The sequence below is a fragment of the Stenotrophomonas sp. 62841_Sma genome, assembly GCF_056482945.1.
In genome coordinates, this window is the sequence record NZ_CM151224.1 from 4,369,152 (window position 1) to 4,385,711 (window position 16,560).

Here is a 16,560-nt window from a genome sequence, read left to right on the forward strand (position 1 = left end):
TCCGCAGCGGTTCTCAGCCCTGCGCCAGCGGGGTCAGCAGGCGCAGGCCGCGCTTGGCGCCGTCCACCATGTAGACGCCGCCTTCCGGCAGCAGATCGCTGCCGACCTGCTCGACCGGGTCCGCCTCGCGCCACGGGACGGTCTGCCGCGGCCCCGGAATGAAGGCGCGCCAGCGGCCATAGCGTTCCGCCACTGCATTGGGATCATTGTTCAGGGCGAAGTTCACCGGGATGCGAACCGTCCAGCTGTCCCGGGTGCTGTCCTCGCCGGTGGTCGGCGGCTTGAAGGTCCACGTGCGGGCGGTACTGACACTGGCTCTGGCCAGGATGTCACGCATCTTGGCCAGGGTCCGCTCAGGTGCGACCACGGCCATGTTCACCTGCTCGGCGGCCACATCGGCCACTGTTCCGTCACGGGCCACCTTGACCAACAGCAGCACCTCACCCTGGCCACCGTTACGGTAGGCCGCTTCCGGGTAGCGCGGCGGCGTCATGTGCAGCTGGGTCACCGAATCGGTAGCCTTCGGATCGTACTCGCTGAAGTCGACACTGGTCATGCTGATTTCATAACCGCCATCGGCCGCAGCCTTGCCACGCAGGCGAACGCGCAAAGGGGCCCGCGTGGCCACTGCCTGGCCATCGCGCAGCGTGGGCTCGAAGCGCCAGCCACCGATGATACCTTCCACGAAGGAGGCGATGCTCGGGGCCACCATGGCTTTCTGGTCCAGCACCAGCGAACGGACCGCGCCCTCCGGCGTGACCTCGATATGACCGGACAGCACCATGCTCATTTCCGCAGTCGCACGTACAGCACGTGCGGTCTGCGCAGTTGCATCGCCTGCAAGCAGGGGGGCGCCGGCACCTACGGCCAGCGCGAGGGCGAGAAACAGTGGGGAACGCATCATTGCCGGATCCTTGGTGATGAACGGCGAGCCTATCCCAGTCCCAGCCGCGATGACAGCCGGTTCACGCCAGCCGGTGTGCGCCCGCGTAGGGTGGCGTGTCCGGATAATCACCCCGGGCGAAGCGTTCCTGCAGGCCCTGCCACCAGCCCGGGTCGAACAGGTGCCGGTAGTGCTCGCGCACGGCTGCCAGCTCCGCAGCAGGCAGGCCCATGAACGGACCGAAGCGCTCGGGAAACACGTCGCGCGGGCCGACATGGAACCACGGCTCGTCGGCCATCGCTTCCTCTGGCGTGCGTGGCTGCGGCCAGGCGCGGAACACGCAGTCGCTGACCAGGCACAGCTCGTCATAGTCATAGAACACGGCCCGGCCGTGCCGTGACACACCGAAGTTCTTCGGCAGCATGTCGCCGGGGAAGATGTTGTTGCGCGCCATGTCGGTGATCGCCTGCGCGTAGTCGAGCACCGCCGCACGCACCGCCTCGCCGGACTGCTCGCGCAGGTACAGATTCAAAGGACGGAAACGACGTTGCACATAGCACAGTGCGACTTCAACCTCGTCGCCATCGACACGTACGCTCTGCGCGCACTGCTGCAGCAGCTCTTCCAGCAGGGCCGGCGCGAAGCGCTCGCGCGGGAAACGCAGGTGGCGATAAGGCTGCGCATCAAGCAGGCGGCCGACACGATCGAGATTGAACACCAGCGCGTACTTCTCTTCCACCTGCTGCCGCGACATTGCCTTGGGCCAGGCGAAACGGTCGCGGATCAGCTTGAACACCAATGGATAACTGGGCAGGGTGAACACCGCCATGACCATGCCCGGCGTGCCTTCGGCATGCACCAGCCGTTCCTGCGGATGCTCGTTGAAGTGTCGGAAGAAGGTTCGGTAGCGCTCGGTCTTGCCCTGCTTGGCACGTCCCAGCACCGTGTAGATCTCGTCGATCGGCTTGCCCGGCAGCAGGCTGCGCAGGAACACCACCGCGTCGCCCACGGTGCCCAGGTCAGCCTGGAAGTAGCTGCGCGACACGCCAAACAGATGGGCGACATCACGGCGCCGGGTCAGCACCGCATCGGCACGCAGGCCGCGCGCATCGTTGACCAGGGCAATCACGCATGGCGAAAAGCGATGCTCGCCGAACACGCGGCCAACCAGGTAAGCGCGGCGCTCGCGGTAGAACACCGTGTCGAGCAGTTCGATGCTGCGTACCGGCGTGTCCCCCCAATGGGCGAGGTCGTCCTGCAGGCGCACGGCGATGGCCGCCGCACAACGCAGCTGGTGCGCATAGGGGATGTCGAAGCGGTAGTCGGCCAGAACGCGTTGCAGGGCCTCCACCGGCCGCGTCGGCGAGACCGCGTAGGTATGCCGCGCGACAGGATGGGTGATTGCATCGGAGGGCTCGACGTCGAAAGCAATGAATTCCAGCGCCGGGTCCACGCCGCGGGTAGCGAACAGGCGCCGCGACAGCGTGTTGTAGAAGGTCTTGTACAGCTCGGCGTCGATCAGGCCCTGCAGCAGCGCGCTGTACTGCGCGTGCACCTGCAGCCACAGCGCGCGCTCGCCGATCGCGTCATCGGCGAGGCGGCGCAACGCATCCATCTGCTCGGCGATGCACAGGTCGTACAGGGCGATGCGCTCGACCGCATCCTGTCGCGCACCAGCCCAATCGCGCTGCTCGAAGCGCTGCCGCGCCCGCGCGGTGATCGCCGCGAAGCGGGCATGGTACTGCTCGAAACCATCGCGGATGGCACCGGCGATACGCGGCGCCAGCTCGGCAACGATGTCAGGCGTGGACATGCAGGGCTCATCCGGGAGGACCGGCTTCACCATACGCTGGCGTGTGTGATGCCGTCGAGCGCAGAGGTAGTGCCGGCCGCTGGCCGGCAGCCCCTGGACCGCCGATGGATCCATGCAGATGCCGGCCAGTGGCCGGCACTACCGGCTCAGATCGCCAGTTCGGCCTCCACGTCCTGCACCTTGCGCCGCGCCAGCGCCAGGTTGGATTTGGTCCGGTCCAGCACGATGTAGAAGAACAGGCCCTTCTTCTTCGCCACCGGGCGCATGATGTGGTACGCCTTGCCCAGCGAGATCAGGATGTCCTCGATGCTGTCGTTGAGGTTCAGCGACGCGGCGGTCTTCATCTTGGCGCGGATCACTTCAGTGTTGCCGGCGGCGGCCACTTCCATGTCCATGCCGGCACCGGCTTCGCCCAGCAGCATGCCGCTTTCGTAGTCGACCAGCGCCACTGCCTGCGCGCCGTCGATGCCCATCAGTGCGTTCAACGATTCATTCAATCCAGCCACGTCGCACCCCTTGTCGATGTTGGTTCGAGCCCCTCGTTCCCCTGCGGACGGGCTCACGATCCGCCGAGTTCGGCCAGGATCGCCTGGCCACATTCCCTGCTCTGCCACAGCACCTGGCCGATCACGCTGCGCTGGTCGCAGGCCGCCATCAGCAGCAGCGGTGCGCGCCCTTCGGCCTGGATCGCCAGCATCAGCACCTTGCCGCCCGCGGCCTCCAGCATCAGCGTCTGCAGATCGCCCAGCAGCAGTTCGCGGCCCACTGCCGCGGCCAGCGCCAGCATCGCGCTGGTCATCGCCGCCAGCCGCTCACCGCGCCCTTCGGCCCCGGCACTGACCAGGGCGAAGCCATCGACGCTGGCCAGCACGACCGTGCGCACGCCTTCAACACGCTGCAGCAGATCCTGCAGCAAGGGCTGCAGGCGCTCTCGCTGGCCGGCATCAGGCAGTACCGCCGCCTGCCCGTCAGCCATGCGCCGCCACCAGTGCGTGCGCTTCCATTTCGCTCATCAGTACATCCATCAGCAGCAGTCCCTGTTCGCGGTCACGGGCATCCACGGCGAGCAGCGGCAGCGGCTGCTCGTCAAGGCAGGCACGGGCGGCCCAGTCGTCCAGTGCGGCCTGCGGTGCCTGGTCCAGGTGGGTGACCGCCACGACCAGTGCCAGGGATGAAGCGAACGGCTGCAGCACCTGCAGGTAGCCTTCCAGTTCGCTGGCCAGACCGGCGCGCCGCGCATCCAGCAGCAGCACGGCGCCGCGGGCGCCCTGCAGCAGGATCGGCCAGAGGAAATCGAAACGCTGCTGGCCCGGCGTGCCGTACAGGCGCAGGCGCTCGCCATTGGGCAGGTCGATGTCTGCGTAGTCCAGCGCTACGGTGGTGGAGGCCTTGTCGGCGCCAAGGCGATCACTGTTGGCCACATCCGTGTCGACCACCGCGCCAGCCGCGATGCTGCGTACCAGGGTCGACTTGCCGCTGCCCATGCCGCCCAGCACCACCACCTTGTGCTCACGCATTGCGTTCGCTCCCGCGCAGGTGCCGCCACAGGCGGGCAAGCAGGCCGTTGTCGGTGCGGGTGCCACCTGTCGCCATCAGCGGCGTCGCCGGTGCAGTCTGCAGCTGCGCGTAGCCGCACAGGTAGGCGGCATGGATGAAATCGCGCACCGCCGCAGCCGGCAACTCAAGCAGCATCACGCACTCGTCAACCGTGCACGCGCGCTTGAGCAGCAGCGAACACAGGCGGAAGCCATCATGGTCGTGGCCCAGTACGCGGAAGTCCGGCCAGCGCAGCAGCTTCACTGAAGCGCCACGCAGGCGTTCGTCCAATGCCTGCCAATGGCGGCTGCGCTGTGCCCACTGCCACAGCAGCGGTCGCAGTGGCTGGCGTGGCCGCTCACCGGCCAGCGCCTGCAGGCGTGCGGGTGTCAGCGCATCCAGTTGCAGGTGTTCGAAGGCATCGGCCAGACGCTCCACCAGCGCCGCAGCCGGTTCCTGCAGCAGCACGGCCTGGTCGTGCTCCAGATCCATCAGCAGCAGAGGCTCGCTCGCATCACTCAACAGTGCCTGCCCCTGTCGCAGCGGCAGCCGCTCGCGCAGCAGGCGGGTGATGGCGTGTGCACCATCAGCCAGACGGATCGGTGCGGGTGCGTGCATGGCCATGGGCTCCGGTGCCAACTGCATGCGGCGCAGCGCGCGGCCGATGGCACCATCGTCAAGCACGTCCTGGTGCCCATCACCGTCACGCAGCTGGCCGCCCAGATCTTCGATCCAGCACTGCAGTCGCGGACGCTGCTGACGCATGCGCTGGGCCGCGTTGCGCAGCGCCGGCGTATCGCGGATGACCAGCAGATCGCAATCATCCAGGTCCTGGCTGCGGCGGATCTGACCGTCCGGCAGGGCCGATGCCACGCGCAGCCGCTGCAGCAGGGCCTGCTCGCCCTGGATGTCGGTTCCCACTACCAGCACGCGTGCCATCCGTGTTCCCCGTGCGGCCACCTCCCCGGTGGCCTCGCGTCGCCAAGGCTAGGGCATCGCCAGCGGCAGCCGTCGTGATCGACTGCTCAGATCGAGGGCGGTTGCAGGCTGTCTCCTATCCGTTCTGCGACGGCCATCGCGGGCAAGTTTCATGCCCCTTTGACGGCATTCCGACAGCCGATGGATGTCACGGTTCTGGTCCCCGGTAGATCGACGCCATGCGTGGATGAAGGGCCGCAGTAATCCTGGCCCAAAAAGAAACCCGCGCCGAAGCGCGGGTTCCGGTGTCACGGCCGAGCGGCGATGGATCAGCCGCGCAGCTGCTCCAGCGCGGCGTTGAAGGTCGCGCTCGGGCGCATCGCCTTGCTGGCCTTGGCCACATCCGGACGGTAGTAGCCGCCGATGTCCACGGCCTTGCCCTGCACCGCGATCAGCTCGTCAACGATCTTCTGCTCGTTGTCGGTCAGCGCCTTGGCCAGCGGGGCGAAGCGTGCCTTCAGTGCGGCGTCTTCGTCCTGCGCGGCCAGCGCCTGCGCCCAGTACAGCGCGATGTAGAAGTGGCTGCCGCGGTTGTCGATGCCACCCAGCTTGCGCGACGGCGACTTGTCGTTGTCCAGGAACTGGCCGTTGGCTTCGTCCAGCGCCTTGGCCAGCACGCGGGCTGCGGCGTTGTCGTAGCGGTTGCCCAGGTGTTCCAGCGACGCGGCCAAGGCCAGGAATTCGCCCAGCGAATCCCAGCGCAGGTAGTCCTCTTCAACGAACTGCTGCACGTGCTTCGGGGCCGAACCACCGGCGCCGGTCTCGAACAGGCCGCCACCGGCCATCAGCGGCACGATCGACAGCATCTTGGCGCTGGTGCCCAGCTCCATGATCGGGAACAGGTCGGTCAGGTAGTCGCGCAGCACGTTGCCGGTCACCGAGATGGTGTCCTCGCCCTTGCGGATGCGGTCCAGCGAGAACGCGGTGGCTTCCACCGGCGGAAGGATGCGGATATCCAGGCCGCTGGTGTCGTGGTTCTTCAGGTACTGCTCGACCTTGGCGATGACCTGCGCGTCGTGGGCGCGGGCGGCATCGAGCCAGAACACGGCCGGGGTGCTGCTCAGGCGGGCGCGTTCGACGGCCAGCTTGACCCAGTCCTGGATCGGCGCGTCCTTGGTCTGGCACATGCGCCAGATGTCACCGGCTTCCACGGCGTGCTCGAACACCACGGTGCCGGCATCGTCGGTGACCTTGACCACGCCATCGGCAGCGATCTGGAAGGTCTTGTCGTGCGAGCCGTACTCTTCGGCCTTCTGCGCCATCAGGCCGACGTTCGGCACCGAACCCATGGTGGCCGGGTCAAAGGCGCCGTGCGCCTTGCAGTCGTCGATGACGGCCTGGTACACACCGGCGTAGCAGCGATCCGGAATGACCGCCTTGGTGTCCTGCAGCTTGCCTTCGGCGTTCCACATCTTGCCGGAGTCGCGGATCATCGCCGGCATCGAGGCGTCGACGATCACGTCGCTCGGCACGTGCAGGTTGGTGATGCCCTTGTCCGAGTTGACCATGGCCACGCCCGGACGCTGTGCGTACTCGGCGGCGAGGTCGGCTTCGATCGCAGCGCGGGTGGCTTCCGGCAGCGACGGCAGGCGTGCGGCCAGGTCACCGATGCCGTTGTTGGCATCGAAACCCGCCTGCTTGAGCACGTCGGCGTGCTTGGCCAGCACGTCCTTGTAGAACTCGTTGACCGCCACGCCGAACATGATCGGGTCGGAGACCTTCATCATGGTCGCCTTCAGGTGCAGCGAGAACAGCACGCCCTGGGCCTTGGCATCGGCAATCTGCTCACCGATGAAGGCAGCCAATGCCTTGCGGCTCATGACGGCGGCGTCGACGATCTCGCCGGCCTTGACCGCGGTCTTTTCCTTCAGCACGACGGTGCTGCCGTCCTTGCCGTGGAAGCTGATCTTCAGCGAACCGGCGTTGGCCAGGGTGGCCGACTTTTCGCTGCCGTAGAAATCACCGGCGGCCATGTGCGCGACGTGCGACTTCGAATCCGAGGCCCAGGCGCCCATGCGGTGCGGGTGCTTGCGCGCATAGTTCTTCACCGACAGCGGTGCGCGGCGGTCGGAGTTGCCTTCGCGCAGCACCGGGTTCACCGCGCTGCCCTTGACCTTGTCATAGCGCGCCTTGTACTCGCGCTGCTGGTCGTCAGCCGGGGTTTCCGGGTAATCCGGCAGCGGATAGCCCTGGTCCTGCAGTTCCTTGATGGCCGCCTTCAGCTGCGGCACCGAAGCGGAGATGTTCGGCAGCTTGATGATGTTGGCGTCCGGGGTGGTCGCCAGCTGGCCCAGCTCGGCCAGGTCGTCGCTGACCTTCTGCGCGTCGCTCAGCAGTTCCGGGAACAGCGACAGGATGCGGCCGGACAGCGAGATGTCACGGGTTTCCACCGCGATGCCTGCAGTGGAGGTATAGGCGTCGACGATCGGCAGCAGCGACTGGGTGGCCAGGAACGGTGCTTCGTCGGTCAGCGTGTAGAGGATCTTGGACATGGGGGACTTGGACTCTGTAGCAATGCTCAGGGGAAGGCCGGCGCCAGCGCCGGGCCACGTGCAACCGTGTCGCGCGCGAGGCCGGGCCCCGCGCTTTCCCCCGTCGCCGTCAGGGTGGGCGCGCGGCGGGGAAACCCCTGCATTGTCGCGTTTTCAGCCGCGCGGGGCAAAGCCGCGCCATACGCGGCGGTACTGCGTGCCGGCAACGCTGTGATCCATCCACGCACGGTGTGGATGAAGCACAGCCCGGTTGTCAGTAGATCCACGCCATGCGTGGATAGCGCCAACCGTCGCCCAACAAAAAAGGACGCAGCCTCGCGGCTGCGTCCATCGTGAGCCCTGCCGGGAGAGAGTCGGCAGGACTTACTTGACCTCGAACTCCTGCGGCGTTCCGGCCGCCTTGCCATCGACGGTGACTTCGGCGCGGTACTTGCCGGCCGGCCAGCCCTTTGCATTCTTGAACGTGACGTTGGTGGTTTCCGCGCCACTGGAGTTCAGGGTGGCGTTCTGTTCGCCGGCCACCTGGCCGTCCTGGTAGGTCAGCTTCGCGCCAACGGTGACGTTGTTGGCAGCGCCGTCGGTCTTGACCGAGACGATGACGTCATCCTTCGGTGCGAACAATGCTGTCGTCGCAACCGACTTGTCGGCGGCTGCGGTCTTGCCGACGGTGACGGCCGAGACGCTGACGGCAGCGGCTTCTGCCATCGGCGGCGGCGCGCCGGTCATCGGCGCCGGTGCCGGCTCGGCCGGCGCGGTTGCGGCGGGCGCGGCGTTGTTGTCGGTCGACTCTTCTTTCTTCTTGCAACCAACCAGGGCAACGCTGCCCAGCAGGGCGGCGATGAGGGCGGTCTGGAGCGGGGTGGTCTTGATCATTCGGGGTTCCTCCCAGGGATTGTCGGACGGCGTTCGATCGCCGGCTTACTTCGGCGGCAGTTTCAGGGTCTGGCCCGGGAAGATCTTGTCCGGGTCATCAAGCACATCGCGGTTGGCTTCGAAGATCTTCTTCCAGGCGTTGGCATCGCCCAGGTGCTGCTTGGCGATCTTCGACAGCGAGTCACCCTTCTGCACGGTGTAGGTGCCGCCGCTCACAACGTCGGCGGTGCTGTCCACCGAAGCGCTCACGCCGGAGAAGTCCGCCTTCGGCACCTGTTCGGCGGTACTGTCGACGCTGGCACTGACGCCGGAGAAATCGGCTTTCTTCTCGGTACTCATCCACAACTCCCGTCTGCATGACTACGTGGTTCGCACGGTGCCATGGCGGTTGTTAAATGGGGATGGTGCAGATGTGAAGCCACCCCCGGGGGCGGCTGAACAATCGGGAGAGCCGGTGCCCGGTAGTGCCGGCCGCTCGCCGGCTTGCCCTGGCCCGGGACGCGGGTTCCTTGCGGTTGCCGGTCAGCGGCCGGCACTACCCGTAACCGCCTGCGGCGGTTATTGCCGCAGTTCGCGGTAGGTCGCGGCCGGGGCGGCGATGCCAGGGCTGGCGCGCCAGGGGTTGATGTCCAGGCCACCACGGCGGGTATAGCGGGCCTCCACTTCCAGCCACTGCGGCTGGCAGCGGGCGGACACTTCGCTGAAGATCCGCTCAACGCACTGCTCGTGGAACTCGGCGTGCTCGCGGTAGCTGACCAGGTAGCGCAGCAGGCCCGCGCGGTCGATCTTCGGCCCACGGTAACGCAGGCTGACCGTGGCCCAGTCCGGCTGGCCGGTGACCGGGCAGTTGGACTTCAGCAGCGACGAGACCAGGGTCTCCTCCACCACCTCGCCTGCATCAGCGGCGAGGAAGTCCGCCTGCGGCGGGCCGTAGCAGTCGATCTCCACGTCCAGCCCGTCGATGGATTCACCGAGCGGCGTCTCACGCAGGCCCGGCAGGCCGAACGCGATCTGGACCGGCGCACCGGCGCAGGCAGACAGGTCGTCGACGATGCGCGCGCGCAGTGCCTCGGCGCTGTCGATACGGGTGCTGTTGAGGGAATTCAGGTACAGCTTGAACGACTTCGATTCGATCAGCCGCGGCGAGGTGCACGGCACCTGCACGGTGGCGACGGCGACCTGCGGCTTGCCACGCGTGTCGAGCCAGCTCAGCTCGAAGGCGTGCCAGCGGTCATGGCCGATGAACGGCAGCGCGGCGTCATCGAGGCCGATCTCGGCGCGGGCACCGCTGCGGGGGATGGGAAACAGCAGGCCGGGATCGTACTGCGACGGGTAACTGACCTCGCGACCGAGGCTGGAATCCTGTGGGGTGTTCATGGGGGCATTGTATCGCGCGGACGGCGGGCCTTCGGCCGGGCCGGCCAACGGCGGAGCCCCTCCGTGGTGGGTGGGTCGCGGGAAGCCCCGACTCCCGGATGCGGGCCGGGCGGGTGGGGCTGGCGGGGACGCCGTGAATCCGTCCCTGGAGGCTTAGCCGCGCCATCCATGGCGCGGATACCCCGCCATCCCCACCCGCCCGGCCCCCGGACACATTTCTGCCGCCGATCCACCACGGGAAAGATCAGAAAATCAAAATCAAAAGCAGATGCTTCAGACATTCATGACGTCCGCCGTGTCGACCAAGGTCGACACCCACCAGAAGCAGAATGTCGTTCCGACAGTTCGCGGGAAACCGTCGAAGGCGGGGTGGGTCCGGTGGCAGGGGCGTGAGCCGCATGGATGCGGCGACCGAGGCTACAGGGACGTACTTGCGCCGTCCCCTGCCACCGGACCCGCCCCGCCAACCCACAGATAGCCGGCTTCTGCCGTTGCTCCGGCTGTTGCCTTGGCCTCTGCGGGTGCAGGGCTGCAAGCCCTGCCGGAAACCCTCACCCCGCGGGAGTACCTGCACCGTGCAGGTAATCCAGGCTCACCTGCAGCAACGCCCGCAACCCGACATCCAGCGCCTTCTCATCCAGCAGGAACTTCGGTGAATGATTCGCCGGTGCCGTCGCCGGGTCGATGCCCACGCTGGTCGAACCGACGAAGAAGAACATCCCCGGCACTTCCTTCGCGTACAGCGAGAAATCCTCCGCACCCATCTGCAGCGGTGGCTCGTACACGTTGTCCTTGCCCACCACCGCCTGCAGGCTCGGCAGCATCTTCGCGGTCAGCGCCGGGTCGTTCACCGTGGCCGGATTGCCCTCCGACTCGTAGATGTCCGTCACTGCCTTGGCACCGTGCGCGGCGGCGGTGTGCTCGGCCACGTTGCGCAGGTCGGCGAAGATCTGCTGCCGCATGCCTTCGTCGAAGGTACGGATGGTGCCGACCATTTCCACTTCATCCGGAATGATGTTGTAGCGGATGCCACCGTTGATCGCGCCGAAGGTCAGCACCGCCGGCTGCTTGGACAGGTTCGCGCGGCGGCTGACGATGGTCTGCGCCGTGCCGACCAGGTCAGCGGTGGCGACGATCGGATCAACACCGTTCCACGGCGCCGAACCATGCGTCTGGCGACCGATCACCTTGATCCCGAAACGATCCGAGGCAGCCATCAACGGACCACCACGCACGGCGATCTGCCCGGCCTGCACGCTGGAGAACACATGCAAGCCAAACACGGCTTCCGGCTTGAAGTCAGCAAACAGCCCTTCCTTCAGCATCAGCGCGGCACCGCCCTCCTCCGGCGGCGGTGCGCCCTCCTCGGCCGGCTGGAAGATCAGCATCACCTGGCCCGGCAGGTCTTTCTTCATCGACACCAGTGCTTCGGCCACGCCAAGCAGGGTGGCGGTGTGCGCATCATGGCCACAGGCATGCATCACGCCCACGGTCTGCCCGCGGTACTGGTCGGTGGCCTTGGAGGCGAACGGCAGGCCGGTCTGCTCGGTCACCGGCAGCGCGTCCATGTCCGCGCGCAGCGCGATCTTCGGCCCGGGCTTGCCGCCTTCGATGATCGCCACCACGCCGTGGTGGGCGATGCCGGTCTTCGGCTTCAGGCCCATCGCACGCAGGCGCTTGGCGACCTCGGCCGAGGTGCGCACCTCACGGTTGGACAGTTCCGGGTGCTGGTGGAAATCGCGCCGCCATTCCACCACCTTGGCCTGCAGCCGCTGGGCGGCAGCGGTCACCTCCGGGCGCTGCCCGTCCTGGGCGTGGGCAAGAGCCGGCAAGGCCAGCAGCAGGGCGGACAGCAGCAACGAACGGCGCATCACGATCTCCACGGCAGGGGGTTCCAGCTGAATGTAGGGCAACACCGCCGCTACGGGAACCTCCGCGGCCGGATCCGGTCTTAGCGCCCGTCCCATCCGTCATGCAGGAAACGTGATGTGGCGCAGGTATGCTTTGCGCATTGCCAACCGGGGCCGTGCCCCGTCCAGCCCTCTTGGAGTCCTTGAATGTCACGTGTTTGGAAGATCGTGCTGCTGGTCGTGGCGGTACTGGTGCTGGCCGTGGTCGGCCTGCGCGTACTCGGCGGGGGCAAGGACAAGGCCGGTAGCCCGGCGGCAGCTGCGCGCCAGGGCGGTGAAGACCCGGATGCCGGCCCGGTGCCGGTGACCGTGGTGGATGCGGCACGCCAGGACGTGCCGGTCTATGCCAGTGCGCTGGGTACGGTGACCGCAATGAACACCGTCACCGTCAGCCCGCAGGTTGGCGGCCAGCTGATGAGCCTGAATTTCCGCGAAGGCCAGGAAGTGAAGAAGGGCGATGTGCTGGCGGTGATCGACCCGCGCACCGCCCAGGCCAGCTATGACCAGGCCGTGGCCTCCAAGCGCCAGAACGAGGCGCTGCTGGCCACCGCGCGTTCCAACTACCAGCGCTCGAACGCGCCGGAGTATCGCCAGTTCGTCGCCAAGACCGATCTGGATACACAGCGAAACCAAGTGGCACAGTACGAAAGCGCAGTCGCGGCGAACGAGGCCAGCATGCGCTCGGCGCAGGTGCAGCTGCAGTACACCAAGGTCACCGCGCCGATCACCGGCATCGCCGGTATCCGCGCGGTCGACGCCGGCAACGTGGTCAACGCCGGCACCGCGCTGGTCACGCTGACCCAGATCCATCCGATCCACGTGCTGTTCAACCTGCCCGAGCGCCAGCTCGGCGATGTGCGCCAGGCACAGGCCGCCGGTGCGGTACCCGTCGCGGCACTGGACCGCGCCGATTCGCACGTGCTGTCCGGCGACGGCAGGCTCGACGTGGTCGACAACCTGATCAGTGCCGACAGCGGCACGTTCAAGGCGCGCGCGATCTTCGACAACACCGACAACGGCCTGTGGCCGGGCCAGTTCGTCAACGTGCGCATGCAGCTGCGCACGATTGCCGGTGGCGTGGTCATTCCGACCCAGGCGGTGCTGCGTGGCCCGGACGGCGAGTACGTCTATGTGGTGCAGGGCGACAACACGGTGAAGATGCAGACCGTGCGCAGCGGCGTGGAAGTGGGTGACAGCCAGGTGCAGATCGCCGAGGGCCTGAAGGGCGGCGAGCGGGTGGTCAGTGAAGGCCAGTTCCGCTTGAAGCCGGGCAGCAAGGTCACCGCGCTGAAGCCGGGCGAAACCCCGGCGGTGCCGACCGAAGCCGAGCTGAAGGCCGCCGAGCAGAAGAACGGCGGCGGTGGCCGTCGTGGCGGCGGCCCGCGCTGAGCGCAGGCTACCGACCTCCCTCGCGCCGGCAAGCCTGCCGGCGCCGACATTGAAGTGCCAGCAAGGATCAGTCCGTGGGCTTTTCGACGATCTTCATCCGCCGCCCCATCGCCACCTCGCTGCTGATGGCGGGCCTGTTGCTGCTGGGCATCCTCGGTTACCGCAAGCTGCCGGTGTCGGCGCTGCCGGAAATCGATGCGCCCAGCCTGGTGGTCACCACCCAGTACCCCGGCGCCAACGCCACCACCATGGCCTCGCTGGTCACCACGCCGCTGGAGCGCCAGTTCGGGCAGATCTCCGGGCTGGAGCTGATGACCTCCGACTCGTCGGCCGGGTTGTCCACGATCATCCTGCAGTTCTCGATGGACCGGAACATCGACATTGCCGCGCAGGACGTGCAGGCGGCGATCCGCCAGGCCACGCTGCCCTCGTCGCTGCCCTACCAGCCGGTCTACAACCGGGTGAATCCGGCCGACGCGGCCATCGTCACCCTGAAACTGACCTCTGACACGCGCCCGCTGCGCGACGTCAACAACTACGCCGACTCGATCCTGGCCCAGCGACTGTCGCAGGTGCAGGGCGTGGGCCTGGTCTCGATCGCCGGCAACGTGCGCCCGGCCGTGCGCATCCAGGTCAATCCGGCCCAGCTGTCGAACATGGGCCTGACCCTGGAGCAGCTGCGCAGCGCGCTGACCCAGGCCAACGTCAACGCGCCGAAGGGTTCGCTGAACGGCAAGACCCAGTCCTACAGCATTGGTACCAACGACCAGCTCACCAGTGCCGCCGAGTACCGCGACACCATCATCAGCTACAAGAACGGACGTCCCGTGCGTTTGTCCGACGTGGCCGAAGTGGTTGATGGCGTGGAGAACGACCAGCTGGCCGCCTGGGCCGATGGCAAGCCGGCGGTGCTGCTGGAAGTGCGCCGCCAGCCCGGCGCCAACATCGTGCAGACCGTCGAGCGCATCCGCGCGATCCTGCCGCAGCTGCAGGGCGTGCTGCCAGCCGACGTGCACCTGGAGATCTTCAACGACCGTACCGAGACCATCCGCGCCTCGGTGCATGAGGTGCAGTTCACCCTGATCCTGACCATCGGCCTGGTGGTGGCGGTGATCTTCGTGTTCCTGCGCCGCCTGTGGGCCACGATCATTCCCTCGGTGGCGGTGCCGTTGTCGCTGGCCGGCACCTTCGCGGTGATGGCCTTTGCCGGCATGTCGCTGGACAACCTCTCGCTGATGGCGCTGGTGGTGGCCACCGGCTTCGTGGTCGACGATGCGATCGTGATGATCGAGAACATCGTGCGTTACATCGAGCAGGGCAAGAGTGGCAAGGAAGCGGCCGAAATCGGTGCGCGCCAGATCGGCTTCACCGTGCTGTCGCTGACCGTTTCGCTGGTGGCGGTGTTCCTGCCGCTGCTGCTGATGCCCGGCGTCACCGGCCGCCTGTTCCACGAGTTCGCGTGGGTGCTGAGCATCGCCGTCGTGCTGTCGATGCTGATCTCGCTGACGCTGACCCCGATGATGTGCGCCTACCTGCTCAAGCCCGACGCCTTGCCCGAAGGCGAGGACGCACATGAGCGTGCGGCGGCGGCCGGCAAGCAGAACCTGTGGACGCGCACCGTCGGCCTGTACGAGCGCAGCCTGGACTGGGTGCTGGACCACCAGCGCCTGACCCTGGCCGTGGCCGGCGGCGCACTGGTGCTGACCGTGCTGCTGTACGTGCTGATTCCCAAGGGCCTGCTGCCCGAACAGGACACCGGCCTGATCACCGGCGTGGTCCAGGCTGACCAGAACATCGCCTTCCCGCAGATGGAGCAGCGCACCAAGCAGGTGGCCGAAGCGCTGCGCCAGGACCCGGACGTGACCGGCGTGTCAGCCTTCATCGGCGCGGGCAGCATGAATCCCACGCTCAACCAGGGCCAGCTGTCGATCGTGCTGAAGGAACGCGGCGAGCGCGACGGCCTGGACAAGATCCTGCCGCGCCTGCAGAAGGCCGTCGCCGGTATTCCGGGCGTGGCCCTGTACCTGAAGCCGGTCCAGGACGTGACGCTGGATACCCGCGTGGCCGCCACCGAGTACCAGTACTCGCTGTCGGACGTGGATCCGGCGACCGTGGCCACCCAGGCCACACGCCTGACCGAAGCGCTGCGCAAGCGCCCGGAACTGGCCGACGTCGACAACAACCTGTCCAACCAGGGCCGCGCGCTTGAACTGAACATCGACCGCGACAAGGCCAGCGTGCTGGGCGTGCCGATGCAGACCATCGACGACACCCTCTACGATGCGTTCGGCCAGCGCCAGATCTCGACCATCTTCACCGAACTCAACCAGTATCGGGTTGTGCTGGAAGTGGCGCCGGAGTTCCGCACCAGCACCGCGCTGATGGAACAGCTGGCCGTTGCCTCCAATGGTGCCGGTGCACTGACCGGCACCAATGCCACCAGTTTCGGCCAGGTCACCTCGTCGAACTCATCGACGGCTACCGGCATCGGCGCGCAGAACACCGGCATCACCGTCGGCGCGGGCAGCATCATTCCGCTGTCGGCACTGGCCGAAGGCAAGGTCAGCAGTGCGCCGCTGGTGGTCAGCCACCAGCAGCAACTGCCGGCAGTGACGGTCTCGTTCAACGTGGCGCCGGGCTATTCGCTGTCCGAAGCGGTGCGGGCGATCCAGGAGACCAAGGACAGCCTGGACATGCCCACCCACCTGCATGCCGAATTCATCGGCAAGGCCGCCGAATTCACCGGCAGCCAGACCGATGTGGTGTGGCTGCTGCTGGCCTCGCTGGTGGTGATCTACATCGTGCTGGGCGTGCTCTACGAGAGCTACATCCACCCGATCACGATCATCTCCACGCTGCCGCCGGCCGGTGTCGGCGCGCTGCTGGCACTGATGCTGTGCGGGCTGAGCCTGTCGGTGGATGGCATCGTCGGCATCGTGCTGCTGATCGGCATCGTCAAGAAGAACGGCATCATGATGGTGGACTTCGCGATCGAGGCGCGCCGCGCCGGCGCCAACGCGCATGAAGCGATCCGCCGCGCCTGTCTGCTGCGCTTCCGCCCGATCATGATGACCACCGCCGCGGCCATGCTCGGCGCGCTGCCGTTGGCACTGGGTACCGGCATCGGTTCGGAACTGCGCCGCCCGCTGGGCATCGCCATCGTCGGCGGCCTGCTGCTGTCGCAGCTGGTGACCCTGTACACCACGCCGGTGATCTACCTGTATATGGAGCGCTTCTCCGAATGGCTGGCCCGCCGCCGCGAGCAGCGCGCACTGCGCGACGGTTCGCTGCAGGAGCCGCAGGCATGAT

The 16,560-nt window shown here is 67.0% G+C and carries 13 protein-coding genes; 2 read left to right on the forward strand and 11 right to left on the reverse strand.

Going from position 1 to position 16,560, the window contains the following annotated elements:
* Positions 1–13 precede the first annotated feature (13 nt).
* The 11 genes from ACZK5G_RS20375 to ACZK5G_RS20425 form a co-directional block, all read right to left on the reverse strand.
* A complete protein-coding gene (locus ACZK5G_RS20375; protein ID WP_478464591.1) occupies positions 14–904 on the reverse strand; it encodes an energy transducer TonB in 891 nt (296 codons plus the stop codon).
* 61 nt (positions 905–965) lie between these two features.
* A complete protein-coding gene (aceK, locus tag ACZK5G_RS20380; protein WP_049400768.1) occupies positions 966–2,696 on the reverse strand; it encodes a bifunctional isocitrate dehydrogenase kinase/phosphatase in 1,731 nt (576 codons plus the stop codon).
* A 146-nt stretch (positions 2,697–2,842) separates the two neighbouring features.
* Complete coding sequence (locus ACZK5G_RS20385) at positions 2,843–3,202, reverse strand: hypothetical protein (protein ID WP_005419760.1); 360 nt, start codon at positions 3,200–3,202, stop codon at positions 2,843–2,845.
* Positions 3,203–3,255: 53 nt separating this feature from the next.
* Positions 3,256–3,672 (reverse strand): roadblock/LC7 domain-containing protein, encoded by a 417-nt coding sequence (locus tag ACZK5G_RS20390; protein WP_006398057.1) that lies wholly within the window; start codon positions 3,670–3,672, stop codon positions 3,256–3,258.
* Positions 3,665–4,213: a GTP-binding protein gene (locus tag ACZK5G_RS20395; RefSeq protein WP_032130283.1), complete on the reverse strand. Its 549-nt coding sequence runs from the start codon at positions 4,211–4,213 to the stop codon at positions 3,665–3,667. The genes ACZK5G_RS20390 and ACZK5G_RS20395 overlap by 8 nt, the downstream gene beginning before the upstream one ends.
* Positions 4,206–5,171, reverse strand: coding sequence for a hypothetical protein (locus ACZK5G_RS20400; RefSeq protein WP_049401648.1), 966 nt, complete (start codon positions 5,169–5,171; stop codon positions 4,206–4,208). Before ACZK5G_RS20400 ends, ACZK5G_RS20395 begins: the two co-directional genes overlap by 8 nt.
* 308 nt (positions 5,172–5,479) lie before the next feature.
* On the reverse strand, positions 5,480–7,702 hold the full coding sequence (locus ACZK5G_RS20405) for an NADP-dependent isocitrate dehydrogenase (protein ID WP_478464594.1): 2,223 nt from the start codon (positions 7,700–7,702) through the stop codon (positions 5,480–5,482).
* A gap of 363 nt (positions 7,703–8,065) precedes the next feature.
* Entirely contained in the window at positions 8,066–8,575 is a 510-nt protein-coding gene (locus ACZK5G_RS20410) for a hypothetical protein (protein WP_478464596.1), read from the reverse strand.
* A 45-nt stretch (positions 8,576–8,620) separates the two neighbouring features.
* Positions 8,621–8,914 carry a LysM peptidoglycan-binding domain-containing protein gene (locus ACZK5G_RS20415; RefSeq protein WP_049401651.1) on the reverse strand — a complete coding sequence of 98 codons (294 nt, stop codon included), beginning with the start codon at positions 8,912–8,914 and terminating at the stop codon, positions 8,621–8,623.
* A gap of 219 nt (positions 8,915–9,133) precedes the next feature.
* Positions 9,134–9,952, reverse strand: a complete 819-nt coding sequence (gene queF / locus ACZK5G_RS20420) for an NADPH-dependent 7-cyano-7-deazaguanine reductase QueF (RefSeq protein WP_478464597.1) — start codon at positions 9,950–9,952, stop codon at positions 9,134–9,136.
* A gap of 551 nt (positions 9,953–10,503) precedes the next feature.
* Entirely contained in the window at positions 10,504–11,823 is a 1,320-nt protein-coding gene (locus ACZK5G_RS20425) for a M20 family metallopeptidase (protein WP_111202799.1), read from the reverse strand.
* 186 nt (positions 11,824–12,009) lie between these two features.
* On the opposite strand from ACZK5G_RS20425, the gene ACZK5G_RS20430 reads away from it, so the two are divergent.
* Entirely contained in the window at positions 12,010–13,251 is a 1,242-nt protein-coding gene (locus ACZK5G_RS20430; RefSeq protein WP_478464599.1) for an efflux RND transporter periplasmic adaptor subunit, read from the forward strand.
* A gap of 74 nt (positions 13,252–13,325) precedes the next feature.
* Positions 13,326–16,559: an efflux RND transporter permease subunit gene (locus ACZK5G_RS20435; protein ID WP_100437674.1), complete on the forward strand. Its 3,234-nt coding sequence runs from the start codon at positions 13,326–13,328 to the stop codon at positions 16,557–16,559.
* The last annotated feature ends 1 nt before the right edge of the window (position 16,560 follow it).

Coding starts and splice junctions, on each gene's coding strand:
- ACZK5G_RS20390 (WP_006398057.1), bottom strand. CDS start 3,672: ATGGCTGACGGGCAGGCGGCGGTACTGCCTGATGCCGGCCAGCGAGAG.
- ACZK5G_RS20395 (WP_032130283.1), bottom strand. CDS start 4,213: ATGCGTGAGCACAAGGTGGTGGTGCTGGGCGGCATGGGCAGCGGCAAG.
- aceK (WP_049400768.1), bottom strand. CDS start 2,696: ATGTCCACGCCTGACATCGTTGCCGAGCTGGCGCCGCGTATCGCCGGT.
- queF (WP_478464597.1), bottom strand. CDS start 9,952: ATGAACACCCCACAGGATTCCAGCCTCGGTCGCGAGGTCAGTTACCCG.
- ACZK5G_RS20425 (WP_111202799.1), bottom strand. CDS start 11,823: ATGCGCCGTTCGTTGCTGCTGTCCGCCCTGCTGCTGGCCTTGCCGGCT.
- ACZK5G_RS20375 (WP_478464591.1), bottom strand. CDS start 904: ATGATGCGTTCCCCACTGTTTCTCGCCCTCGCGCTGGCCGTAGGTGCC.
- ACZK5G_RS20410 (WP_478464596.1), bottom strand. CDS start 8,575: ATGATCAAGACCACCCCGCTCCAGACCGCCCTCATCGCCGCCCTGCTG.
- ACZK5G_RS20400 (WP_049401648.1), bottom strand. CDS start 5,171: ATGGCACGCGTGCTGGTAGTGGGAACCGACATCCAGGGCGAGCAGGCC.
- ACZK5G_RS20415 (WP_049401651.1), bottom strand. CDS start 8,914: ATGAGTACCGAGAAGAAAGCCGATTTCTCCGGCGTCAGTGCCAGCGTC.
- ACZK5G_RS20405 (WP_478464594.1), bottom strand. CDS start 7,702: ATGTCCAAGATCCTCTACACGCTGACCGACGAAGCACCGTTCCTGGCC.
- ACZK5G_RS20430 (WP_478464599.1), top strand. CDS start 12,010: ATGTCACGTGTTTGGAAGATCGTGCTGCTGGTCGTGGCGGTACTGGTG.